This window comes from Leptospira bouyouniensis (assembly GCF_004769525.1).
Classification (GTDB): Bacteria; Spirochaetota; Leptospiria; order Leptospirales; family Leptospiraceae; genus Leptospira_A; species Leptospira_A bouyouniensis.
Genome location: NZ_RQFT01000008.1, coordinates 276,189 through 295,822, shown reverse-complemented (window position 1 = coordinate 295,822; position 19,634 = coordinate 276,189). Strand labels below are relative to the sequence as shown.

Annotated in this window: 21 protein-coding genes; 9 read left to right on the top strand and 12 right to left on the bottom strand. The window is 33.1% G+C overall.

Annotation, left to right across the window (positions count from 1 at the left end; translation table 11 throughout):
• Positions 1 to 43: 43 nt before the first annotated feature.
• Entirely contained in the window at positions 44 to 901 is an 858-nt protein-coding gene (locus EHQ43_RS19730) for a hypothetical protein (protein WP_244242739.1), read from the bottom strand.
• A gap of 135 nt (positions 902 to 1,036) precedes the next feature.
• On the opposite strand from EHQ43_RS19730, the gene EHQ43_RS09755 reads away from it, so the two are divergent.
• Together EHQ43_RS09755 and EHQ43_RS09750 are read left to right on the top strand one after the other, a co-directional pair.
• Entirely contained in the window at positions 1,037 to 1,846 is an 810-nt protein-coding gene (locus EHQ43_RS09755) for a cell envelope biogenesis protein OmpA (protein WP_244242738.1), read from the top strand.
• Between the two features lie 47 nt (positions 1,847 to 1,893).
• The gene (locus tag EHQ43_RS09750; protein WP_135771056.1) at positions 1,894 to 2,514 is read left to right on the top strand and encodes a glycosyltransferase family protein; all 621 of its coding nucleotides are present in this window, start codon (positions 1,894 to 1,896) and stop codon (positions 2,512 to 2,514) included.
• Positions 2,515 to 2,555: 41 nt separating this feature from the next.
• Here EHQ43_RS09750 and rnk read toward each other — a convergent pair whose 3' ends face one another.
• Complete coding sequence (rnk, locus tag EHQ43_RS09745; RefSeq protein ID WP_135771055.1) at positions 2,556 to 2,972, bottom strand: nucleoside diphosphate kinase regulator; 417 nt, start codon at positions 2,970 to 2,972, stop codon at positions 2,556 to 2,558.
• Between the two features lie 190 nt (positions 2,973 to 3,162).
• Between rnk and EHQ43_RS09740 the strand changes: the two genes are divergently transcribed.
• The 3 genes from EHQ43_RS09740 to EHQ43_RS09730 all read left to right on the top strand — a co-directional run bounded on the left by EHQ43_RS09740 (position 3,163) and on the right by EHQ43_RS09730 (position 4,456).
• Positions 3,163 to 3,435, top strand: a complete 273-nt coding sequence (locus EHQ43_RS09740) for a hypothetical protein (protein ID WP_135771054.1) — start codon at positions 3,163 to 3,165, stop codon at positions 3,433 to 3,435.
• A 134-nt stretch (positions 3,436 to 3,569) separates the two neighbouring features.
• Positions 3,570 to 4,007 carry a MarR family winged helix-turn-helix transcriptional regulator gene (locus tag EHQ43_RS09735; protein ID WP_135740534.1) on the top strand — a complete coding sequence of 146 codons (438 nt, stop codon included), beginning with the start codon at positions 3,570 to 3,572 and terminating at the stop codon, positions 4,005 to 4,007.
• Positions 4,008 to 4,069: 62 nt separating this feature from the next.
• A complete protein-coding gene (locus EHQ43_RS09730) occupies positions 4,070 to 4,456 on the top strand; it encodes a nuclear transport factor 2 family protein (RefSeq protein ID WP_135740535.1) in 387 nt (128 codons plus the stop codon).
• An 80-nt stretch (positions 4,457 to 4,536) separates the two neighbouring features.
• Here EHQ43_RS09730 and EHQ43_RS09725 read toward each other — a convergent pair whose 3' ends face one another.
• The gene (locus tag EHQ43_RS09725; protein WP_135740536.1) at positions 4,537 to 5,487 is read right to left on the bottom strand and encodes an alpha/beta hydrolase; all 951 of its coding nucleotides are present in this window, start codon (positions 5,485 to 5,487) and stop codon (positions 4,537 to 4,539) included.
• A gap of 252 nt (positions 5,488 to 5,739) precedes the next feature.
• Here EHQ43_RS09725 and EHQ43_RS09720 point away from each other — a divergent pair, with 252 nt between their 5' ends.
• Positions 5,740 to 6,729, top strand: coding sequence for a M14 family zinc carboxypeptidase (locus tag EHQ43_RS09720; protein ID WP_135740537.1), 990 nt, complete (start codon positions 5,740 to 5,742; stop codon positions 6,727 to 6,729).
• 369 nt (positions 6,730 to 7,098) lie between these two features.
• On the top strand, positions 7,099 to 8,037 hold the full coding sequence (locus EHQ43_RS09710; RefSeq protein WP_135771098.1) for a sensor histidine kinase: 939 nt from the start codon (positions 7,099 to 7,101) through the stop codon (positions 8,035 to 8,037).
• On the opposite strand, the gene EHQ43_RS09705 is transcribed toward EHQ43_RS09710, so the two are convergent.
• From EHQ43_RS09705 to EHQ43_RS19720, 3 genes are read right to left on the bottom strand one after another with little or no spacing between them, the layout of a single operon-like run.
• Positions 8,034 to 8,624, bottom strand: coding sequence for an HAD family hydrolase (locus tag EHQ43_RS09705; RefSeq protein ID WP_135771052.1), 591 nt, complete (start codon positions 8,622 to 8,624; stop codon positions 8,034 to 8,036). The genes EHQ43_RS09710 and EHQ43_RS09705 overlap by 4 nt on opposite strands.
• Positions 8,621 to 9,364: a putative sulfate/molybdate transporter gene (locus EHQ43_RS19725; RefSeq protein ID WP_244242737.1), complete on the bottom strand. Its 744-nt coding sequence runs from the start codon at positions 9,362 to 9,364 to the stop codon at positions 8,621 to 8,623. Before EHQ43_RS19725 ends, EHQ43_RS09705 begins: the two co-directional genes overlap by 4 nt.
• A 9-nt stretch (positions 9,365 to 9,373) precedes the next feature.
• Complete coding sequence (locus tag EHQ43_RS19720; protein WP_244242736.1) at positions 9,374 to 9,739, bottom strand: putative sulfate/molybdate transporter; 366 nt, start codon at positions 9,737 to 9,739, stop codon at positions 9,374 to 9,376.
• 154 nt (positions 9,740 to 9,893) lie between these two features.
• Here EHQ43_RS19720 and EHQ43_RS09695 point away from each other — a divergent pair, with 154 nt between their 5' ends.
• The gene (locus EHQ43_RS09695; protein WP_135771050.1) at positions 9,894 to 10,979 is read left to right on the top strand and encodes a PepSY-associated TM helix domain-containing protein; all 1,086 of its coding nucleotides are present in this window, start codon (positions 9,894 to 9,896) and stop codon (positions 10,977 to 10,979) included.
• Positions 10,980 to 11,016: 37 nt separating this feature from the next.
• Here EHQ43_RS09695 and EHQ43_RS09690 read toward each other — a convergent pair whose 3' ends face one another.
• The 3 genes from EHQ43_RS09690 to EHQ43_RS09680 all read right to left on the bottom strand — a co-directional run bounded on the left by EHQ43_RS09690 (position 11,017) and on the right by EHQ43_RS09680 (position 14,592).
• On the bottom strand, positions 11,017 to 11,580 hold the full coding sequence (locus tag EHQ43_RS09690) for an LIC_11695 family lipoprotein (RefSeq protein ID WP_135740541.1): 564 nt from the start codon (positions 11,578 to 11,580) through the stop codon (positions 11,017 to 11,019).
• 15 nt (positions 11,581 to 11,595) lie between these two features.
• The gene (locus EHQ43_RS09685; RefSeq protein WP_135771048.1) at positions 11,596 to 13,980 is read right to left on the bottom strand and encodes a TonB-dependent receptor; all 2,385 of its coding nucleotides are present in this window, start codon (positions 13,978 to 13,980) and stop codon (positions 11,596 to 11,598) included.
• Positions 13,981 to 14,181: 201 nt separating this feature from the next.
• Positions 14,182 to 14,592, bottom strand: a complete 411-nt coding sequence (locus EHQ43_RS09680; protein WP_135771046.1) for a CoA-binding protein — start codon at positions 14,590 to 14,592, stop codon at positions 14,182 to 14,184.
• 245 nt (positions 14,593 to 14,837) lie between these two features.
• Between EHQ43_RS09680 and EHQ43_RS09675 the strand changes: the two genes are divergently transcribed.
• Positions 14,838 to 15,386 (top strand): DUF4334 domain-containing protein, encoded by a 549-nt coding sequence (locus tag EHQ43_RS09675; protein ID WP_135771044.1) that lies wholly within the window; start codon positions 14,838 to 14,840, stop codon positions 15,384 to 15,386.
• Between the two features lie 6 nt (positions 15,387 to 15,392).
• Here EHQ43_RS09675 and EHQ43_RS09670 read toward each other — a convergent pair whose 3' ends face one another.
• Genes EHQ43_RS09670 through EHQ43_RS09660 form a run of 3 tightly spaced genes read right to left on the bottom strand, consistent with a single transcriptional unit; the run spans position 15,393 to position 19,572 of the window.
• Entirely contained in the window at positions 15,393 to 16,544 is a 1,152-nt protein-coding gene (locus EHQ43_RS09670) for a YheT family hydrolase (RefSeq protein WP_135771042.1), read from the bottom strand.
• 9 nt (positions 16,545 to 16,553) lie between these two features.
• Positions 16,554 to 18,242, bottom strand: coding sequence for a glycoside hydrolase family 2 protein (locus EHQ43_RS09665; RefSeq protein ID WP_135740546.1), 1,689 nt, complete (start codon positions 18,240 to 18,242; stop codon positions 16,554 to 16,556).
• Between the two features lies 1 nt (position 18,243).
• Entirely contained in the window at positions 18,244 to 19,572 is a 1,329-nt protein-coding gene (locus EHQ43_RS09660; RefSeq protein ID WP_135771040.1) for an MFS transporter, read from the bottom strand.
• Positions 19,573 to 19,634: the final 62 nt, after the last annotated feature.

The window sequence follows — 19,634 nt, the reverse complement described above, 5'->3', positions numbered from 1 at the left end:
TCAAGAGCAAAGGCATTATTTCTAGGTGTTGTGAATGCACCTCCTACACAATTGCAGGTGATCCAGAGATAGTTCCAATTGCCAATGCACGAACCGTACTGTTGAGTGCTGAAGATGGTACAAAACTATCAAGAGTAGAACTAACTAAATCAATTCTTGCGATTCGATCACGAGGAAATCCATTCACTGTTCCGAATTGACCAGCTATGTATAATTTTTGGTCGTACACCAAAAGTTTTTCCACAGCTGAATTTGTATCCATGGTAAAAGATTCTAGTGCACCTGTAAATCTGTTGATTGCTACCAAATTGTTTTTGGTATTTCCATCCCATGAATTGAACACCCCACCTATGTACAATTTGTCGCCAAACATTACCATTGAATAAATATTAGGAGGTGAACCAGGATTTGGCGAAAAAGTAAAATCAATATTGCAGTTAGCTAATATATGGACAATATTTTGTATTGGAATTCCTCTTACGTGAGAAAAATTCCCAGCAACATAATATCCACCATTTCCATCTGAAACGACTGACCTTGCCGCAGCATTTAGTTTTAAAAAAGGACAATCGGAATGAGATACAATTTTCCCTGTGATTGTATCGAGATAATAGGTCGAACCAACATTTGGACCCAAGGTAGTAAAGGAACCACCTAGAATCAGTTCATTGCCGTAAATTTCCATCGAGTTTACAGTGGCACTTCCACCGAAAACTCCCCAGTAATCAATATCGAAAGGGAGGAAAGCAGGTAAACAAGAAGGAGAGCTGTCGGAAATGGCAAACCGAATCAGTGTTCCTAATAAATATGATTTTGATTTTGGGTCACAACCATTGGTAAGCTCTGGTGGTTTGCAAAAAAATAATAGAGGTAAAATGATAACTATGAATAGAACACGCATAATACTATGTAGTTAGTTTCGTAAATTTATTTCCAGGTTAAATTCATGTTTCATTTCATTCAAATTTTTGAATTAAATAGGGAATTTACTAATACTGAATAAAAAATATAATGTAACAACCCTTTCGGTGTTAAAATGGTTTCCAACTGGTTTGCGGAATGGAAAGGTTTCCTTATGATGATCCATTTTAACAAAGTGAATTTCAAAATCCTTATTTTTTTTATTGTGATAAACGTAGTTTCTACGTCTTGTGCTTGGCGCGGAATCCCTCTTGAAAAACGAAAACACATTCCAATCGCCACGCCAAATGGTTGTGATGTTAATACAGAAATTAGGACCTATCGCGTGTTATTTTTGTTACCCATTTTAGAGCACAATGTGAACAAAGAGAATGGTATTAATCCATCTGACAATTTTATTGTTGAATCAAGTTCTTTTGCCAAACCTTGGGATATTATTTTCACAACTTTGGGTTTTTTATTTTCATTCAATTCATCTACTGATACACTTGTCAGTTGCCCCAAAAAAGTAGTATTAGAGGCACTACAATCACGAGGTAACAATCTCGATGCGCATTCTAAATTATCATTTTGGCACTCCAATGGAAGTCCAAACCCAATCTACTCCATTCAATTCCCACCAGATGACCATACGTTGTCAGAAGAATCCATAGAAAAAATAATTTCATTATCAAAAGAAATTCTTAAATCTGAAATCAGTTTCAAAATTGTTCTGATAGGGAAATCACATACTTCAGGAGATATTTCTTACCAAACGAGATTAGTAAAACGTCGATTTGATGAAATTAGACAGATTTTAAAAAAAGAATCTATTGATGAAAATAAAATTCAATCTTTGATAGCAGAACGAGATATTAGAAATTCAAATTCAGAAAAAAATGATGAATCTCAATCAACTATCTCTATTTATTTGATAAAGGATTGATTTTTAATTCAAATCTTTAACATGAATACTTATTTCAATTCGTTTAGATGTTGAGTATCATTGTTCCAGTTGATATAGATTCTAATATTTATTATAAGGAATCTCTAAAAAACTTTCAAAAACGAAAAGATGTAGAGATTATTCTTGTAAAACAGGAAGAAGCATTTACCAGAGCAGAACGATTGAATTTAGGTTTCCATCGTTCTCATGGGCAGCTGATTTTATTCCATCATCCGAGGAGTAAGTTACCTAAAGATGCAATAGAATTTTTGATTTTAGAAAGTACAAAAAAAAATAGAGATCTAGTTTGGGGAGGATTCGTACATAAGTTTGACAATGATCATATTTTTTTACAATGGATATCATTTTATTCCAATTATATCCGTGTTCGATGGAAAGGTATTGTTTACTTAGACCATTGTGTCTTTTTTTCGAGAGAATTGTGGACAAAAGACCTTTCCATCTCTTATCTTTTTGAAGATACAGAATTGAGTTATAGATTTAGAAAGATAAAACATCCTCAGTTATTACCTTACAAATCGTTGACTTCTGCACATCGGTTTTTAAAAAATGGAATTTTCAAACAAATAATACTCAATTTTTTACTTAAAATTGGTTTTCGATTGAAACTTCCTTCTTCTTTTCTGTTTTGGTTATACCAAAAATAATTTTTTTTAAGAAAGGAAACGGACATTTCTGTCCGCTTTTATTATAAGTGGAAATCTCCATTTGCTTCTGGTTGGTAATTGATTCCTGTAATTTGGAATTGATGAATGCCATTCGGAATATTCCATTGTATGACATCACCAATTTTGTATCCTATACACGCAGTTGCAATTGGTGCCAAAATCGAAATTTTATTCTGTTCTAGGTTTGATTCTTCAGGAAATACCAATTGGAATTCTTTGAATTCTAGTTCGTCTAGGTTTTTAATCTCTATGATAGAATTCATCGTTACAACATTTTTTGGTATCTGTTTTGAATCTACTTTTTGAGCTCTTTCAATTTCACCTAATAAATCTTCGATGTTTGCATCTGTTTTATTTCGTTTGGAATATTCAGAAATCATATTCTTCAAACGTATGTAATCTAGGTTGGTGATCGTAATTTTTTTCAAGGTTGTCATCTTCATTCTCCTTTAGTCTTGAATGCAAAAACTTTCAGTTTATTTAGATGATGATTTCTGTCAATCGGAAGCTTTCGGTTCGCATTGATTCGATCCTGAACGATGGTATCCTTTGGAAATTATTGAATACTTTCGATAGAAAACGTGTTAGATTAGCGTGATCCAAAATAAATTTGTTTAAGAGGTGAATATGTTTGCGAAAATAAGGTTTCTATTCCTTTTGATAAGTTGTCTATTTGTGTTTGGACTTTCCGCCGAGGTTTGTGAAGAAAATGACTTAGCTTGTCAGATGCAAGGGAAAGTTGAAACGGCAGAAAATGAACCTGCATTAAATCCAGATAAGGTTGATGATAAAACTCACAAAGTTTGCTCTAAAAAACCTGACAGTGTTAAATGTTTGAAAAATCCTGATTGTTATTGGGACTCAACTGTAAAAGGAGGGAAATGTAAAGGCCATCCTTAATTCCCTGTAATAGCGATGGAGAATACTTCGGAGAAATAAAACCCATCGCTTTTTTCTAAAAGGATGCTAACAAAGATTTTCAAATTAATGATAGACAATTAACAGAAACAATATTAATGTTGCTATAGCAACATATGGGAAAAGATTTCGAATTAGAAAATTCATATGCTTATTTAATTTACAAAACTGTTCGTGCCTTAAGAAAACAGTTTATGAGAATGGCAATGGAGAAAGGATTGGAATTGTTTCCTGAACAATGGTTTGTGTTAGTAAAAGTCATCAAACAGCCTGGTTGCAGCCAGTCAGATTTGGGTAGAGATTTTGATGACAGGCCTTCGATGGCAAGAGCACTTCGAAATATGGAACAAAAGTTATGGATAAAAATTGTCCCTGACCCTGAAGACCGAAGGAAACACCAAGTGTTCCCTGCAAAAAAAGGGATCCAAATTTATAATACTTTGGTGCCTGAAATTGAAAAGGAAAGGAGTCGTATGTTTAAATCATTATCAACTCAAGACTTTACTAACTTTAAACGAATTATCGATGAAATTTATGACCAATCGATTGAATAATTTTTTGTATAAACGTTGCTATAGCAACAAAATGAATGGGTTATAAAGTATCAGGGGGATACATGATGACAAATCACCAATCAAAAGAAAATGTTACGGAAAGTTTAAAACATGCGTTTAATTCTTTTATCAATGATATAGATTCAAGAAACGTCATATCATTGGAACATAAATTTCATGATCAATTTTTAGATCATGTAAGTATCGGTGGATATACTGAGTTATTGGTATCTAATAAAGACAAATACATCCAATCATTAACGGAAGGAAAAATCGGAGGGATTCCAAGAAAAATTCAAATCAATTCATTAGAATTCATTGATAATTTTGGAATTGTGAAAGCAGATTTAGAAAGTAATGTAATGCGTTTTCAAACCCAATATTCTTTTTTATGGCAAGATGGCGACTGGAAAGTGATCCATGCTTTGGTGGTAGCAAATAAGATTTAAGACGAAATTTTTCCTTCATGATAAGTATTTTAAGGAAAAAATCTGAGATACTTATCATGATAAAAATAGAATTTAAAATGCTAATGTTTTTCAGTGAATTGAACAATTGCATTGTCTCTTTTTTTTAAGTTATCAAAAAGTATGCCATAATGATTTGTGTTAATTTCAATACCACTTGCATTCGGTATTCGTTTCAAAATTTCAAGAAAAGATTCTTTCGGCAATAAATCATCATTGGGGAAAAGATTCATCTGATTTGCTCTTAAAACAAGGGTAGGTGTTTTAATACTTTCGAAATCTAACCTTTTGTTCTCTTTCATTCGTTTCATTGTATTGATCGGATGCAAAATTAAATTTAAAAATACTTTCCAAAGGTGGATGGACCCACCCATTTCTTTCAATTCTTCTTCCATCACAAATTTTGGCATATGGCATACAAAACCATTTTGAACTTTGTGTAATTCTTTGATGAAATAATCATGAATTTTTTTTGACCATTTCGGAACGAGTGGTGAATTTTTGACTAAATTGATATAATCGGACTGGCTATTGTAAACAACGTCCAATCGTTCAAAAGATTGTTTGAGAACTTTTAAAATCTGGATTCGTTTTGGTAAAGTTAAAAGACCGCCACCATCCATAAGAATGAGAGCTTTTGTTTGATTTGGGTATTTTAAAGTATGCCGAAGAGCAATCATACATCCGAATGAATGAGCTAGAATGATAGAATTTTTAAGTTTATAATGTTGTATGATTTTTTGTAAGTCTTCGATATGATGATTGAAACCATAAGAACCTTTTGGTTTATCGGAATGACCTCTACCTCTTAAATCATAAGAAATTACTTTGTGACCTTTTTTGTTTAATAAATTGGCAAATGTTTCCATTGAATACAAATTTCCAGACAGTCCATGTAAACATAGGATAGGTCTCTTTTTTCCTGGCCAAATTCCAATGTGAATATTGATACCATTTATCAAAACATTTTCTTCGTAATGTTTTTTGAGTTTTTCTCGGGGTACTGCTTTCATTGATTTTGCCAATTTTTATCCAAGGAAAAATAGTTAACTATAGATACATATCTTTGAAATCAAAATTCACTTCAATGTTAAAATATGCTATAAGGAGCACTACAATTCTTGAAAATTGATATTTTGTCATTAAATTGTAATACTGACTGTAATATTCGAATTTAAGAAATGGAGACAGTTTTAAAAGCTGAACTAGAGCAATAGATTAGAGATAGGTTCCAAATCTAAATTTTGGAGCGGGAAAAGAATTAAATGTTACGCGGTATTAAAAGATTAAATCGATATGAAAATAGAATTTTGAAAATAGTAAAGTTAGGTGGTAAGCTTGTTCGTCTAAAACAATTTGGGTTTTCAACTAAAACAGATGAAGGGTTTCGGTTCCCAATCTATGTTTTGGAAATTGGAAAATCAAAAGCCATAAAAAAAAATGTATCTGGGTTGATTGCTGGAGTTCATGGATTAGAAACAATTGGAATCCGAGTATTGTTGGATTTTTTAGATGATTTGTTTGCACGTAAAAATTCCGCTCTATATGATGAGATAAAAAATGGGGAATTAGGGATTGTATGTATTCCCATTCTTAATCCAGGTGGTGTAGCATTAAAAAGACGTTCGAATCCAAAAGGTGTAGATTTAATGCGTAATTCCGGCGTGGAAGCAGTGAAGGCTCCATTTTTCTTTGGAGGACATAAGTATTCAAATATTTTTCCGTATTATCGTGGTAAGGTATTACAAACAGAGTCGAGAGTGCTTGATCGTTACTTCCAAGAATATTTCGTTAACGCAGAAAATCAAATGATTCCAGTTGTCGACATCCATTCGGGATTTGGTACAGTAGATCATGTTTGGTGGCCATATGCAAGTACACATGAACCATGTGTTGATGAAACATTGTTCCAAAAAATTGGAGATCATTTCACGAATGTATTGAATCATTTTTTGTATCGATTTGGACCACAAAGTGAATCATATACAACGCATGGTGATCTTTGGGATAGATTGTATGACAAATTCCAAGTAACAATGAATGAGTCTCCAATCCAAAAAACAAACCGATTTCTCCCACTAACATTGGAAATCGGGACATGGTCCGATATAAGTTTAGATCCTTGGAAAATTTTCCGAAAAAGAGGGATTTTTAATCCTGCCAGGGAATCCAAACAAAAATCCATTATCAGCCATAGGCGGTTCCTATCGGATGTTATACGGCTAGCTAAAATGGACCCTTCGGAATTGCACTAATAAAAAATTATGTTCCTAATTCTGTAAATATTCACTTTACCTTTTGGAAATTTCTGGTAATCTTTCCCCTCTGAGAAAATAATTTTCCCGAGGGAAGAACGATGTATCAACTGAGCGAAGTACTAAATCTTGTTTTTGATAGCATTGGTATTTTGATTGTCACTAGACTTTTTTGGTTAGGTCTAATCCCTAAATATTATTTTCTTATCTCTGGTTTTATATGTATTTGGTTTAGTAATCTTTTTACTGTACTCGAAGGATATTATTTTCCAAATTTTTTTAATCTACTAGAACATAGTTTTTATTTCATATCGTCTATTTGCTTTGTACTTAGTATTAAGAAGGAAATTTTTGTTCCCAATCATTAATATAAACGAAATTGTACTATTGAATGTGTTGTCTCTATTGATTAATTTGATGGCAACATGTATGATTCTAAATGTACTTATTAAAAAACCATCTTTTCGTGGAGAAGGAACTATTTTAATTCTTTTGGCAATTATTCCTTGTTATGTGAATTTTTCAAATATTTTTGAACATGGATTGATGATAGATTATTTTGATGACTACGAAGGTTTTTTTAAAGATTTATATGCTATGTTTATACTCATTTTTTTATATGTTCATACAGTTAAAAAAGAGCAAATAACAAGAATTGGTCATGAACATCAAATTAAGTCTGATTTAAAACTAAAATCCAAATTACTCACTGAAATTCACCATCGAGTAAACAATAATTTACAAATCATTTCTGGATTAATGGACTTACAAATTAATTCCGAAAATGATGAAAAATTAACTTCCTCTTTGAATTTAATTCAAAATCGAATCAAAGCAATCGCTTCCGTTCATAAATTAATATATGGTTCACCTAACTTACTTTTTGTGAATCTAAATCAGATATTTAATTCAATTTTAAGTAATTTAAAAATAACATATTTAAAAGAAAATTCCGAAATCGAATTTCGTGAACTGATAGAGGATGAATTGGAATTAGATTTGGATCGTGCAATTCCGATAGGTTTAATTTTGAATGAACTGGTTTCTAATTGTTTCCGGCATGCATTTAAAAATGGGCAAAAGGGTATCATAGAAGTCAGTTTTGGCAAATTAAGTAACGAGTTCGTATTAGTTGTTCGAGATAATGGTTCAGGAATGGAAGTAGATCTGGATAATAAAGGGATTGGTTTGATGTTAGTGCGAAACTTGGTCAAACAATTACGTGGAAATCTAATGATTAGTATAAAAGAAGGAGTTATTTTTGAAATCAAATTTCCACAGATCAATGCAAATCCGATAGAAATTTAAAGTGAAAAAATATCTTCAAGTTTCGTTATGTGGAAGTTTGCTTCTTTTTTGAATGGAAACAATCCCGAAGGATCTATATAAACAGTTTCTACATTTGCTTTTTTCCCAGCTTCCAAATCAAATACATAGTCTCCAACCATGATTGTTTCTTTAGGTAAAGCATTCCATTGTTTCATCAAATAGAGTATGCCATCAGGATTTGGTTTCGGTTTTGCTTTTTCGCGACACACGATATCTGTATGAGAGAAAAATTTGGAAATACCGGCCGCTGTTAAAGTTTCTATTGAATTTTTATAACTGTTTCTAGTTAAAATACCTAGTTTTGTAGAAAAACTTTGTAATTCTTGTAGGAAATTATAACAACCATGAGATGCTTTAGCCAGTTTTGCTATCTTAAATTCAATTTCATCAAGTTCTAATTGTTTTTGTTCTCTTAAGGTTTGTGGCAATTGGGATAAAGAAGTCAGGATATCTTTTTCTATCGGAATTCCTAATTCAGTTTTGATCGCGATAAAATCATGTTGGGCAATCGTTAAAGTGCCATCCATATCAAAAATCCAATACTTCTTTCTTTGGTGAAGTTTCATCGTTTAAATATATCAAAGTCTTTTTTTGAATTTATGTTTTTCAAAAAAAATTCTTCTTCCTTTGGTAAATTGATTAAGACTGAAGTTTCTTCTAGTGCTTTTATTCTTTTTTGTGAAGAGAATTCAATCGAGTGGTTATGCTGGAATGATAAAATCCATTCCTCTAATGTTGATTGGTTATAAATTGCACAAAATGGTTCTATTCCATTTCCCAAAAACAATCCAGACAGAAGATAAAACAAACCATATAGTAAAACAGAAACACCAGTTCTACCACCAAATGTATAATGCCCTACCATTCCCCCGGCACCGTGACAACAAGGTATTCCACTAAAAAATGGAGAGATTAAGTTCATAATTGAGTAAGATAAACCAATCTTTTTGATCGTGATTGGTTTTTTGTTCGGGAATAAATCATCTGATATTTGTTTAGTCGCTAGGATTGAGTTACCAATAGACAAGGGGATTTGTGGGAGTGTTAATAAAATAAACCCCTTTAAAATAAATTCAAGATTTGGGACATACAGTTTGGGAATATTTACTTCAAATTTTGAAAATGATGAATATGTATCAAAGTGAGAAATTAATGAATAAAGAAATCCAAAAATGATAACTACTAAAGATGCTGGAATTTTTTTATTATCTATGAGTAGAATGATAAACAAAAACGAAATTGCTGACAAAATATAACCATTCGTACTTTCAGATGGGATATATTCTTTGAATGCAAGTATACTCAAACTAATCCCTTATCCAAGTTGTAACCCTCGTACAACCGATTTGGGAACAAGTTTTGCAATTTTTTCAAGTATTCCTGTTGTAGAAAAAAACAACATTAGGATTCCAATACTGAGTCCTCCACCTAACACAATTGGACCTGCAATTTTTCCAGTAATCACAATGGTTGCCATAGCTTTAAGAGGTTGGATCGGCATTGGCCTCTTGTAGATAATGCCTGTTAGTATTTGCATACAACCAAAGACAATGAAAACACTCGGAGCATGAAGACCCGCTGCTAAAACCATTGCAATGAGAATTGGAAAATCCGTTCCAATATCACCGAAGGCACCTGCGATTTCATTCCGATTGAAGGCAAAATCCTTTTGTTTCCACATAGTTATGTGTAGGCTGCCCTGTTCCTAGCAGATCAGAAAGTGTATTTTATTGGTGTTCTAAAAAATTCAGAATGGTAAGGATCGGATGGGAGAAGATACTTGAAAATGAGACCTATTCTCAATAATATGGAAAAATTGGAGAGTAGGAAAAAAATTGAAAGCAAAACGTTGGTACCAAATCCATTTGGTTCTCGGAATTTTGGGATCTGGTTTTTTATTCGTGATAGGGATCACAGGATCCTTACTAGTTTACGGAAAAGAAATCCAATCCTTGTTAACGCCCATACAAATTCCATTGCAAGAGAATAGAATGACTTTTGATGGTCTGTATCAAAAACTTAATCACCAATTGCCTAAAGGGAGTATCGCCGGTTGGTTGGTATCAGACCTTTTAGACCAACCAGACCAAATATGGTTTCATGACACAAACATTCCAAGTAAGGAAGTCGTGTACTTACTTGACCCTTTCAATGGAACGATTATTGGATCATTGAAAGAAGATCGCAGTGATAGTTTTTACGGATTCCTCTTAGTTTTACATTATAGTTTATTCATGGGTGGCGTTGGATACTTCATCACAGGGTGTTTTGCGCTGGTGTATTTGTTGCTCGTATTGACTGGATTAAAATTATATAAACGATTTTGGACTAATTTGTTTCGTCTTCGTTTACGAGAGAGTCTCCAAATCCTTTTTTCCGACTTACATAAATTTGTTGGGATTAATGCTGTTTGGTTCCATTTAATCTTGGCAATCACTGGTGGTTGGTGGAGTATTCGCGATACAATCATTCGGACATATCCCAAAGAGACAGTCGTTCATGGACTTTGGTCAACCAATAAGTCGATTGACTCTTTGATCGAACAAAGTAAGACAAAAATCGAAGGATTTAACTTGGGTTATATTTCATTTCCACATCATACTAAAGATGAACCAATTGGTTTTTATGGAAATCGATACAATTCGAATCGTTTTGAAAGTCGATACGGTTCTTATGTTTTATATGATACAAATAAAAACCAAATATTGAAACTTGTTGATATGTCCAAAGAATCATTTCAAACTCAATTTTTAGATTCTTTCCGACCTCTTCACTTCGGAACATTTGGAAATCATTTTAGTAAAATAATCTGGATACTTTGTGGTTTAACTCCTGCAATTTTATCTGTGAGTGGGATAATGATCTTTTATCAAAAACGGAAAAATAAAAGAAAGGTTCTAAAACAAAAAACCCAATTTTAATCATTGGGTTTTCGTGCATAATTAATTGGCCTTTTGTTTACTGCCAACATTTGTTCGGATCGTAACAAACATAAGTTCCTTTATAACCTTCACAAGCTTCTTTTGCATTTTTTAAATTAGTGATTCCGTAATATATGTAAGCTGGTATTAAATAGTTGTGTTCACCTTCAGTAGAATAGGCATAAGGAATTAAATCATTGATACCATCTACACCATCATAATGGCATGCACTGATTTTATTATTAATCGCACAGGGACCATTAATTCGTTCTACTACAATATCCAGACCAATTGCGTTTCCGATGGTTGTATAGGTTTGTTCTAGATTCAACTCCCATTCTGCTTTTTTTTCCAAATATGCAGTTGAGTATTCTCTACAAAATAAATGTGGCCCATTTTTAACACTAAAACGGTGGCTATAAGCAATTGTGAGACCTAATTTTTGTCCTTCACTCATACTATTTGCATTTAACTGTTGTAATGTGACGATTTCCACCAACTCGTTGTTTGTAATTTTTGATTTTGGATCAAAAAGGTCACATCGGAATAAACTCATTCCAACTATTAGGATTGTTAGTATAGTTTTTAATTTTGTTTTCATATTGTTCTCCAGAAATTATATTTTATAAGTCAACATAAATCCGTATGTTTTGGGTGCACCGGGTACTGCTTGGAAAGTGCCATCAATATAAGAGCTAAAATAATACCGATCGTTGATATTATTCATATAAAGATAAGCTGAAACTTTATCTGTTTCATATCCTACTCTTGCATTTAATACATAGTAAGGATCACTATAAACAGTGTTATCTGCTGCAAAATACATTTGCCCAACTGCCTGGAATTCGCCTCTGAAAAAAATTCCAAAATCATTTCTGTATTGGAGGTAACTGACAACGTCATATTTTGGAATAAAATGGACCCATTTTCCGTTGAAATTTCGATTTAATACTGTGTCTTGAAATTTATTAAATATACCTTCTGTATATCCCGCAGATAACCCAAGTTTGGTGTCTTTTTGAGGTTTTACAAAAGATTCGAGTTCATAACCTCTGATGGTAACCATTTCTGCATTTAGATTTACATACTGGGAAAGGTTGATGGCTCGGATGACATGAAAATCTTGTGTTTCAGTATAAAATTGAGTATACTTAAGTCCAAATTTCCCTTTAAAAAATTCTGACTTTATACCAGCTTCAATTGTATCATTGATTTCTGGTTTAAAACTTGCTCTGGATGGTACATTGACAACTGTGCTGTAACCTGCATTTTTGTAACCCCTACTGACACCAATAAAAAACATAAGATTTTCGATTGGTTTATAATCAAAAATCATTCTAGATACATTATAATTATAACGGTTGTTGATTGTATATGGATCGGATAAGATGAGAGTTTCACCGATTGGATTAAATGGTGAAACACCAACAGCTTTTTCCGTATGGGACAAACGACTTTCTTGTCGTTCTAAACGTGCACCCAAAGTGATAGTGAATTTTTCAAAGAAGGTATAACTATTATGCGTATATAAACTTATATTTCGATCTTGTAATCTTGATAAATTTTTCTCTTGGGTCGGTGCACTTAATCCCGGAAAGTCGTTTATCACATAAAGTTGAGCTCTATGTTCTCTTGCTTGGTCAATGTTTGTTATTTTGTTTGAGGCATAAATTCCGAGTTTAAACTGAAGGGGATCATGTTTATCCTTCGATTCAAAGTAGATATCGTTTAGAAAGGTTGTAGACTTTTCTACATAAATAGAACGATTTTGATCGACCTTTGAAAAATCAGAATCGGCTGTGATTGGATCAATGTCCATCTTTCGAATTGCAGATGCTGTTTTTAAATTGGTAAAAGGTAATTTAGTAGTGGTAGCAAGTGAGTATGTATTTCCAGTTACGTTACTTTTTCCTTCGTAATCCCAATATACCTTTCTATCACCATTCACACGATTGATGTATGTTCCATATAGTTTGGAGCAATTTGAGGGAGCTGCAACACAACCTTGCAAAAGAGCTTTCTCTCTTTCTGATTTTGCTCCTAAATAGTTGACAAGATTCAGAGCACCATCATCAAAACTTTCAGCACTGACTTGTAAATCCGCCTCAAATATTTCGTTGGGAGTGAAGTACAATCTGAATCTTCCCGCTTTTCCTTTCCGTCCATCGGGATGTGTCTTATAAATTTCGACAGGAAGTTCATAAGGGCGATTATTAGGATAATAAAAACCGGTTATATTTGATAGGTATCCTTCTCGTTCTGTAGTTTTTCCTGCGATTCCAAAAAATAGTTTATCATATATAATTGGAGCATTATAATATACCGATGTTTCTTGTTTCTTATAATTTCCAAAATCTAATGTTATTTTTCCTTCTGCTAAATTCGTAGGTTTTTTTGTTTTAATTTCAACAACGCCACCTTGGAAATTTTTTCCAAATAAAGTTGCTTGGCTCCCTCTATAAACTTCAATATTTTCTAAACCGTATAATTCCGTGTTCAGTGCTACGTTGTCATTCAGTGGGATCCCATCCAAAATTAATCCAACAGCAGGTTCGCTGAAAGCAATACTTCGCATTCCACGAATGTTAAAATATGTGAAGTTTCTAGAGCCTGAATCTATAATGGAAAAATTCGGTACTTGTTTATCTATGTCATTGGTTCTATTGATTCCTGCATCTTGAATCTCTTGTTCATTTAATCGACTGATACTATTGGGAGTTCGAAGGATTTCTCTATCTCTTTGGTCTTTTTTGCCTGTAACTCGAATTCCATTTTCTTGTTTCGAAGTCCCTACATCATTTTTTTCTTCGCCGGTACCATTTGGCTTTGGATTGGGTGAAGTAGTTTGTCCCAAGACACCATCTGAATATAATGCCACCAAACAGAAGAAAACGGTTAGTAAAAACTTTAATTTTTGATTTCGGACTTCCCGAAATCTTTGGGTTGGAGTCGGTTTATCAGATGCAAAAATATGAGAATGAATCTCAAGATCGAAATGCATACGGCCATATTTGTTACCGAGGTTGTTTTTTGCAAGATAAAATGAGATGAAGACTCAGAATCAAGATAAATTCGCTGCAAAATTCGAGTGGTTCAGAGACAAGAAAACCAACTATTTTTGACTCCTGTAGGCGACTATGAAGCGTTTTGAGGTAGATCTAGCGAAAAGAGGGTAGATTTCCTCAATTCGCAGGATGATTTGCTAAAAGTTTCGGTTGTACTCGATGATGAGGCAGCGGTTGGAAATAACTTTGATCCCTGCGTTTTCCGCTTTTTTTTCAGCTTCAGGGTGTGAAATTCCAAGTTGTAACCATAATACTTCTGTGCCACCTAACTCTAAAATCTCGTCTACAACTTCAGGGATTTTGTCTGAACTACGAAAGACATCTATGAACTTTCGATCTTCTTTGGGAACATCCTTTAAACTTTTGAATATTTGAAACTCACCTACATTATGTTCTTTTGGATATGTTCCGAGCACTTGCCATCCTTTTTCTCTAATGAAAACTGGAACATAATGACTTGGTTTTATTGGATCACTGCTTAACCCATATACAGTGATGGTTTTGTAAGATTGTAACAAAGTTTTGAAATCAGAATCTGGAACGTTCATACAGAAAGTTTAACATACTTTTTGAAGTGTTCAACTATTGAAATGAATTTTACTTAAGAATCACATTCGACTAATTAAAAACCAAATTTGATTCAAAAAAAAGCAATTTTTTTTAACAATGTATTTATGATGAACGAAAACGAATTCATTTTGTTCTCAATTCATTTTTCAAAAATTAATTTCCAAATTAGATATATATTTCCTAAAAATAGCGCATTGTCAAAACAGGTATAAGTAATTTATTTATGAAAACTCAATCATTAGAAATCAAATTCCAAGAGATGCGATCTAAAAGGAACAATTCCATTGAAGAGTCGTTTGCACTTTTTGATGCATTAGAAGTTGTCAGTACACAAGAGATGTTTGGACGTTGGCGGGGCTCTGGATTTCATACTGGTCACACAATGGATGGTGCGCTAGAAACTTTTAATTGGTATGGAAAAGAGTTCGTAGATGCAGAAAATGTTCATCCACTTGTTTTTAAATCGTTTGGGAAGTCTTTGTTTAAAGTAAATCCTTCATTGATGCCTGTTCGACTTGCCACTCTAATTTCATCAAAAAATCTTTGGCCGCTCAGATATCCATTTTTACTTTTTAAGTTTTTGTTTCAAACTTCAAAATCAAAAGCACGAGTACGACAAATTGAATTTAGAGGTCAAATCACATCTGCGATGATCTACGATAATCTACCAATTCATGATGTCTTTAAGAAAGTGAATCAAAATACGTTGTTTGGGTGTATGGATTTTAAAGGGATGAAACAACCATTCTTTTTTGTTTTAGAACGTGATTAAGAAAGTTTAGTGATTCCCAGTTTGAGAAATTTTGTATTTTGAAAGTAAATTAAATACGGAGAAAAAATATTCCCCAATCAAACGGTCTGACCAAGATTTTGCAAAGAAACCTTCAAAAAATGCAATATGACTTCCCCTTTTGGTATGCACATGAATTGTATTTTTTAAGGTTTCTAACCAATGTAAGTTTTCTAAAACATTTTGGTTCACACAAATTGGATCATCTGCTGCATTTAAAACAAGTAAAGGTGTTTTGATTTGGTTTGCGACCAAGATAGGATTTGATTTTTGGTAATATGATTCTTTATCTTTAAATCCCGAAATGGTGTGAAGTTTATCTTGGAATTCGCCAAGTGATTTAACTTTTAATAATTCCTCTGTACCTTTTACATTTGCAAAACTTTTATAATGCCTTTTGAGAAAGTAACCAATCATTCTTTGACCCATAATTTTGCTATAAACAGGATGCACTCTATGGAAAGCTTTTTCAATATCATAAGCAGGAGATACAGCTACAGCAGCACTGAACATACTTTTTGATCCTGCTTCACCCAAGTATCTAGCAAGTAACCCAGAGCCAGCAGAGATACCAACTCCAAATAATGGTTTGTTTGGGAGCAATTTCCTGATATGATTTAATTGTTCTTTTAAATCTGAAGTAGAACCCATCGTATTAATGATAGGTTTTGTTAAAGGGATATTCCCGTGCCCTCTTCGGATACAAACAACAACGATCCAATTATAAGTTTTTCGGATATGGGATACAATTGATTTGATGTCTTGTTCATCTCCGCTGATCGTATGAAAAACGACAACGATCGGAGTTTTATCTTTTTGGTTCGCTGTGTCCAATCCTGACCAAGCAAGTCCTGTGGTACCTCCGTCTTTCATTTCTAAATATTCTATTTTGTCATAAGGAAAAAGTTTGGATCTTGATTCCCTAAACATCAATAGGAATAACATTAGATGTTGGTTAAAACACCAAAATGTAGGTTTGTAACGATTTGTGAGTCTTGGGGTGTCTGAAATGATGTTCGATGAAAATTCCGAATCATTAAACCTTAATACAGGAAATTCAATTACATCAACTATGTAATATAGAAAAAATCCTATTATCAATACTCCAATTAGGATAAGGTAAATGTTATCTAAAAACATGAAAGTGGATTAATTGAAATTTAGTTTCGAGTTTAGTTCTTTTAGAAAAGGAATGTCAAATTTGACAACCTTTCTATCAAAAGTAACAAGACCATTTATTTCTTCTTCGACATCACTCACTTGGGTGTAGATGGAAGCACTAAGTCCTTTATTGATTAAAGGTAATAGTTCTTCTTCAATTAATTTTTTATATTCCCATTGTAATGTTGTTTTGTCGGGTAGGATTTTATATCCAAATAACTTTTTTTCATCAAAGACATGGCCTTCCATTTTTAATGAATATCCACCAAATTCAGATAATACGATAACTCTTGGCTCATTTTTGGGAACTTTTAACTTTTGATAGTATAGGTGTAAACTTTTTAGATCACTACTGTTTTTTCCTTGGTCATACCAACCACTTACACTATCGATTGTCCTTGTTGGGTCTAAGTGTTTTAATTTCTTGGTGAGTTGGATGCTATCAAATTGGCCCCAACCTTCATTAAACAAAACCCAAACTGCTAAAGAAACTGTATTGTATAGGAGTTTGACCGTTTGATTCATTTCTTCAATGAATTCTTTTTTTCCTTTTTCGTCCGTGCGATTTAGAAATCTGTATTTAGTGTCATCTGTATTCCATCCGATAAAAGGTAAGTAAGCTACTTTCCAAGTTTCGTAAGGGCCACCTCCACAAACAAAATCTTGCCAAACTAACATTCCAATTCGATCACAATGATAATACCAACGTAATGGTTCAATTTTTATATGTTTGCGTAATGTATTAAAACCCATTTCTTTCATCAGGCTAATTTCTTTGATCATGGACTCATCATCAGGTGGTGTTAATAATCCATCTGACCAATACCCTTGGTCCAAGAGGCCATTGTGAAAATATGGTCTGTTGTTTAAATACAATCGTTTGAATTTTCCATCATACCCGATCGAAAACTTTCTCATTCCAAAATAAGATAAAACTTTATCGTTTTTTGTTTGAATAGATATTTCATAAAGTTTTGGATTTTCCGGGCTCCATAGAATCATATTAGAAATTAATAATGTACAATGTTTTTTGGAACCCTCTGCAATGATTTCTTTCCCATCAAATATCTGGATAGAAATGAAATCACTTTCGGTATCAATTTCAATCTCAATTGATTTAGTTTCTATATTGGGAGTCATTTTGACATTTTTTACATAATCTTTTGGAACACTTTCCATCCAAACAGTTTGCCATATTCCTGATTGAGGAGTGTACCAAATCCCACCCCGATTTAATTTCTGTTTTCCTCTAGATTGGTTCCCCGTATCGGTGGGGTCAGTGACAGTCAGTCTGATTTCATTTTTTCCTGGTCGAATTACCTTTGAAACATCAAATGTAAATGGAAGGAATCCACCTTGATGGTATCCTACTTCTTTTCCATTTACATAACAAATGCACGAATAATCGACGGCACCAAAATGTAAAAATGTGATTTCATTTAGAAAATCTGAATCTATTTCAAATTCTTTTTTATAAAATAAGACTTCATCTGGTTTTAAAATAAAATTACCCAAGCCACTTGCTTTTGTTTCAGGTGAGAAGGGGACAATGATTTTGTGTTGGTATTCAATAGGTTCTCCTTGTTTGGAATGACCTAAGAACCATTCCCCGTTTAAATTTAAATAACTGTCTCTTTTAAGTTGAGGCCTAGGGTATTCAATGTGGGGAACTTTCATCTTAATTTAGATTTCCTTTTCTAATCAATGTTAGTGGATAAAATATTAATAAACAAAATACTGCGCCAGTGATAAAAATTTCTGGTGATGGGACATGTGCAATACTTCCATTTGTTGGATCTATGTAGGTCAAATTTGTCGATTCGTTTATTTTTTGACCAATCATTGGTCCAATGAACATAGGTATTAACACAAAGAAAATCATACGGATCCCTTGTAGTTTGCCCGTGTTTTCAATCGGAGTAAAATCTCGGATTTGTGCACCTAACAGAGCTAGTACTAAAACAAAACCAGTGATTAAGATTAAACTTGTGAAACCAACAAATATCATCACAAGGTTTGTATCGTATCCTTTTAGAAATTTTGAGACAATGTATAACGATATCATTCCCAGAATATAGAGGAATGAATATTGAATTAGCAATTTATCTTTGTTTTTTCCATCGAATTGTTTGCCAAGAAATATGGTGATGAAGCTTGCTCCTAGAATCACACACGCAAGTACAATGGAATACTGTATGGCATTAAAACTTAGATATTCTTGCATAAAAATGATCAAGTAAGGCATATAAATTTGGCTAGCAATTCCATAAATACCCATTGCTAAAAAGTACAAATACAATCGTTTGTGATTTAAAATTACCGATAATTTGAATCCATATAATAAATCTCCGATAAAATTTGAATTTTGTTTTGTAAGGTTTGGGTGATCTTGTATGACCCATAACCCAAGTATCCCCGACAAAGACATTAATGTTCCCACTCCAACAAAAAGGCCAGGGTAACCAAAAGCTGTCACTATCATGCCAAATCCACCAGCGACAATTAACATTGCAATGAGTGGCATTGCCGACAAAACACCTTCTGCTAAACTTCTCGCATTACCAGTGTTATCTGTTACAAATGCATTAAAGGCTGCATCGTTGGATGTTGAACCGAAAGCAGTCATAATACAATCTAAAGTGATAACAATTGCGATTGTTAGTGTTATGATTTGTGATTCATCTGATATTCCGAACCAATTGCTTGTATTTTCTTTTGATACAAAAGCAAAGGACAAAGTAAGTAATCCCCAAAATAAATATCCTAATGAGATGAAATACTTCCTGTTACCAAGTTTGTCTGATAAAATCCCCGCAATTAAAGTTGTAAATGTCGCAACAATTCCACTCAATTGAACCATTAATGTGACAGAGGAGGTACTTTTGGAAATTGTATTATAAATGAATAAATTAAAGTAAATGTTTTCAACAGACCATGCGATTTGACCAACAAGTCCAAATAAAATTAAAACAAACCAGAGGCGGCCACCCAAACTGTGATTCTTCATGATCGCACAGTTTTCCGTTACAAGCATTCGTTTGGCGAGTCTTATTTTTGAATTTGGTTCAA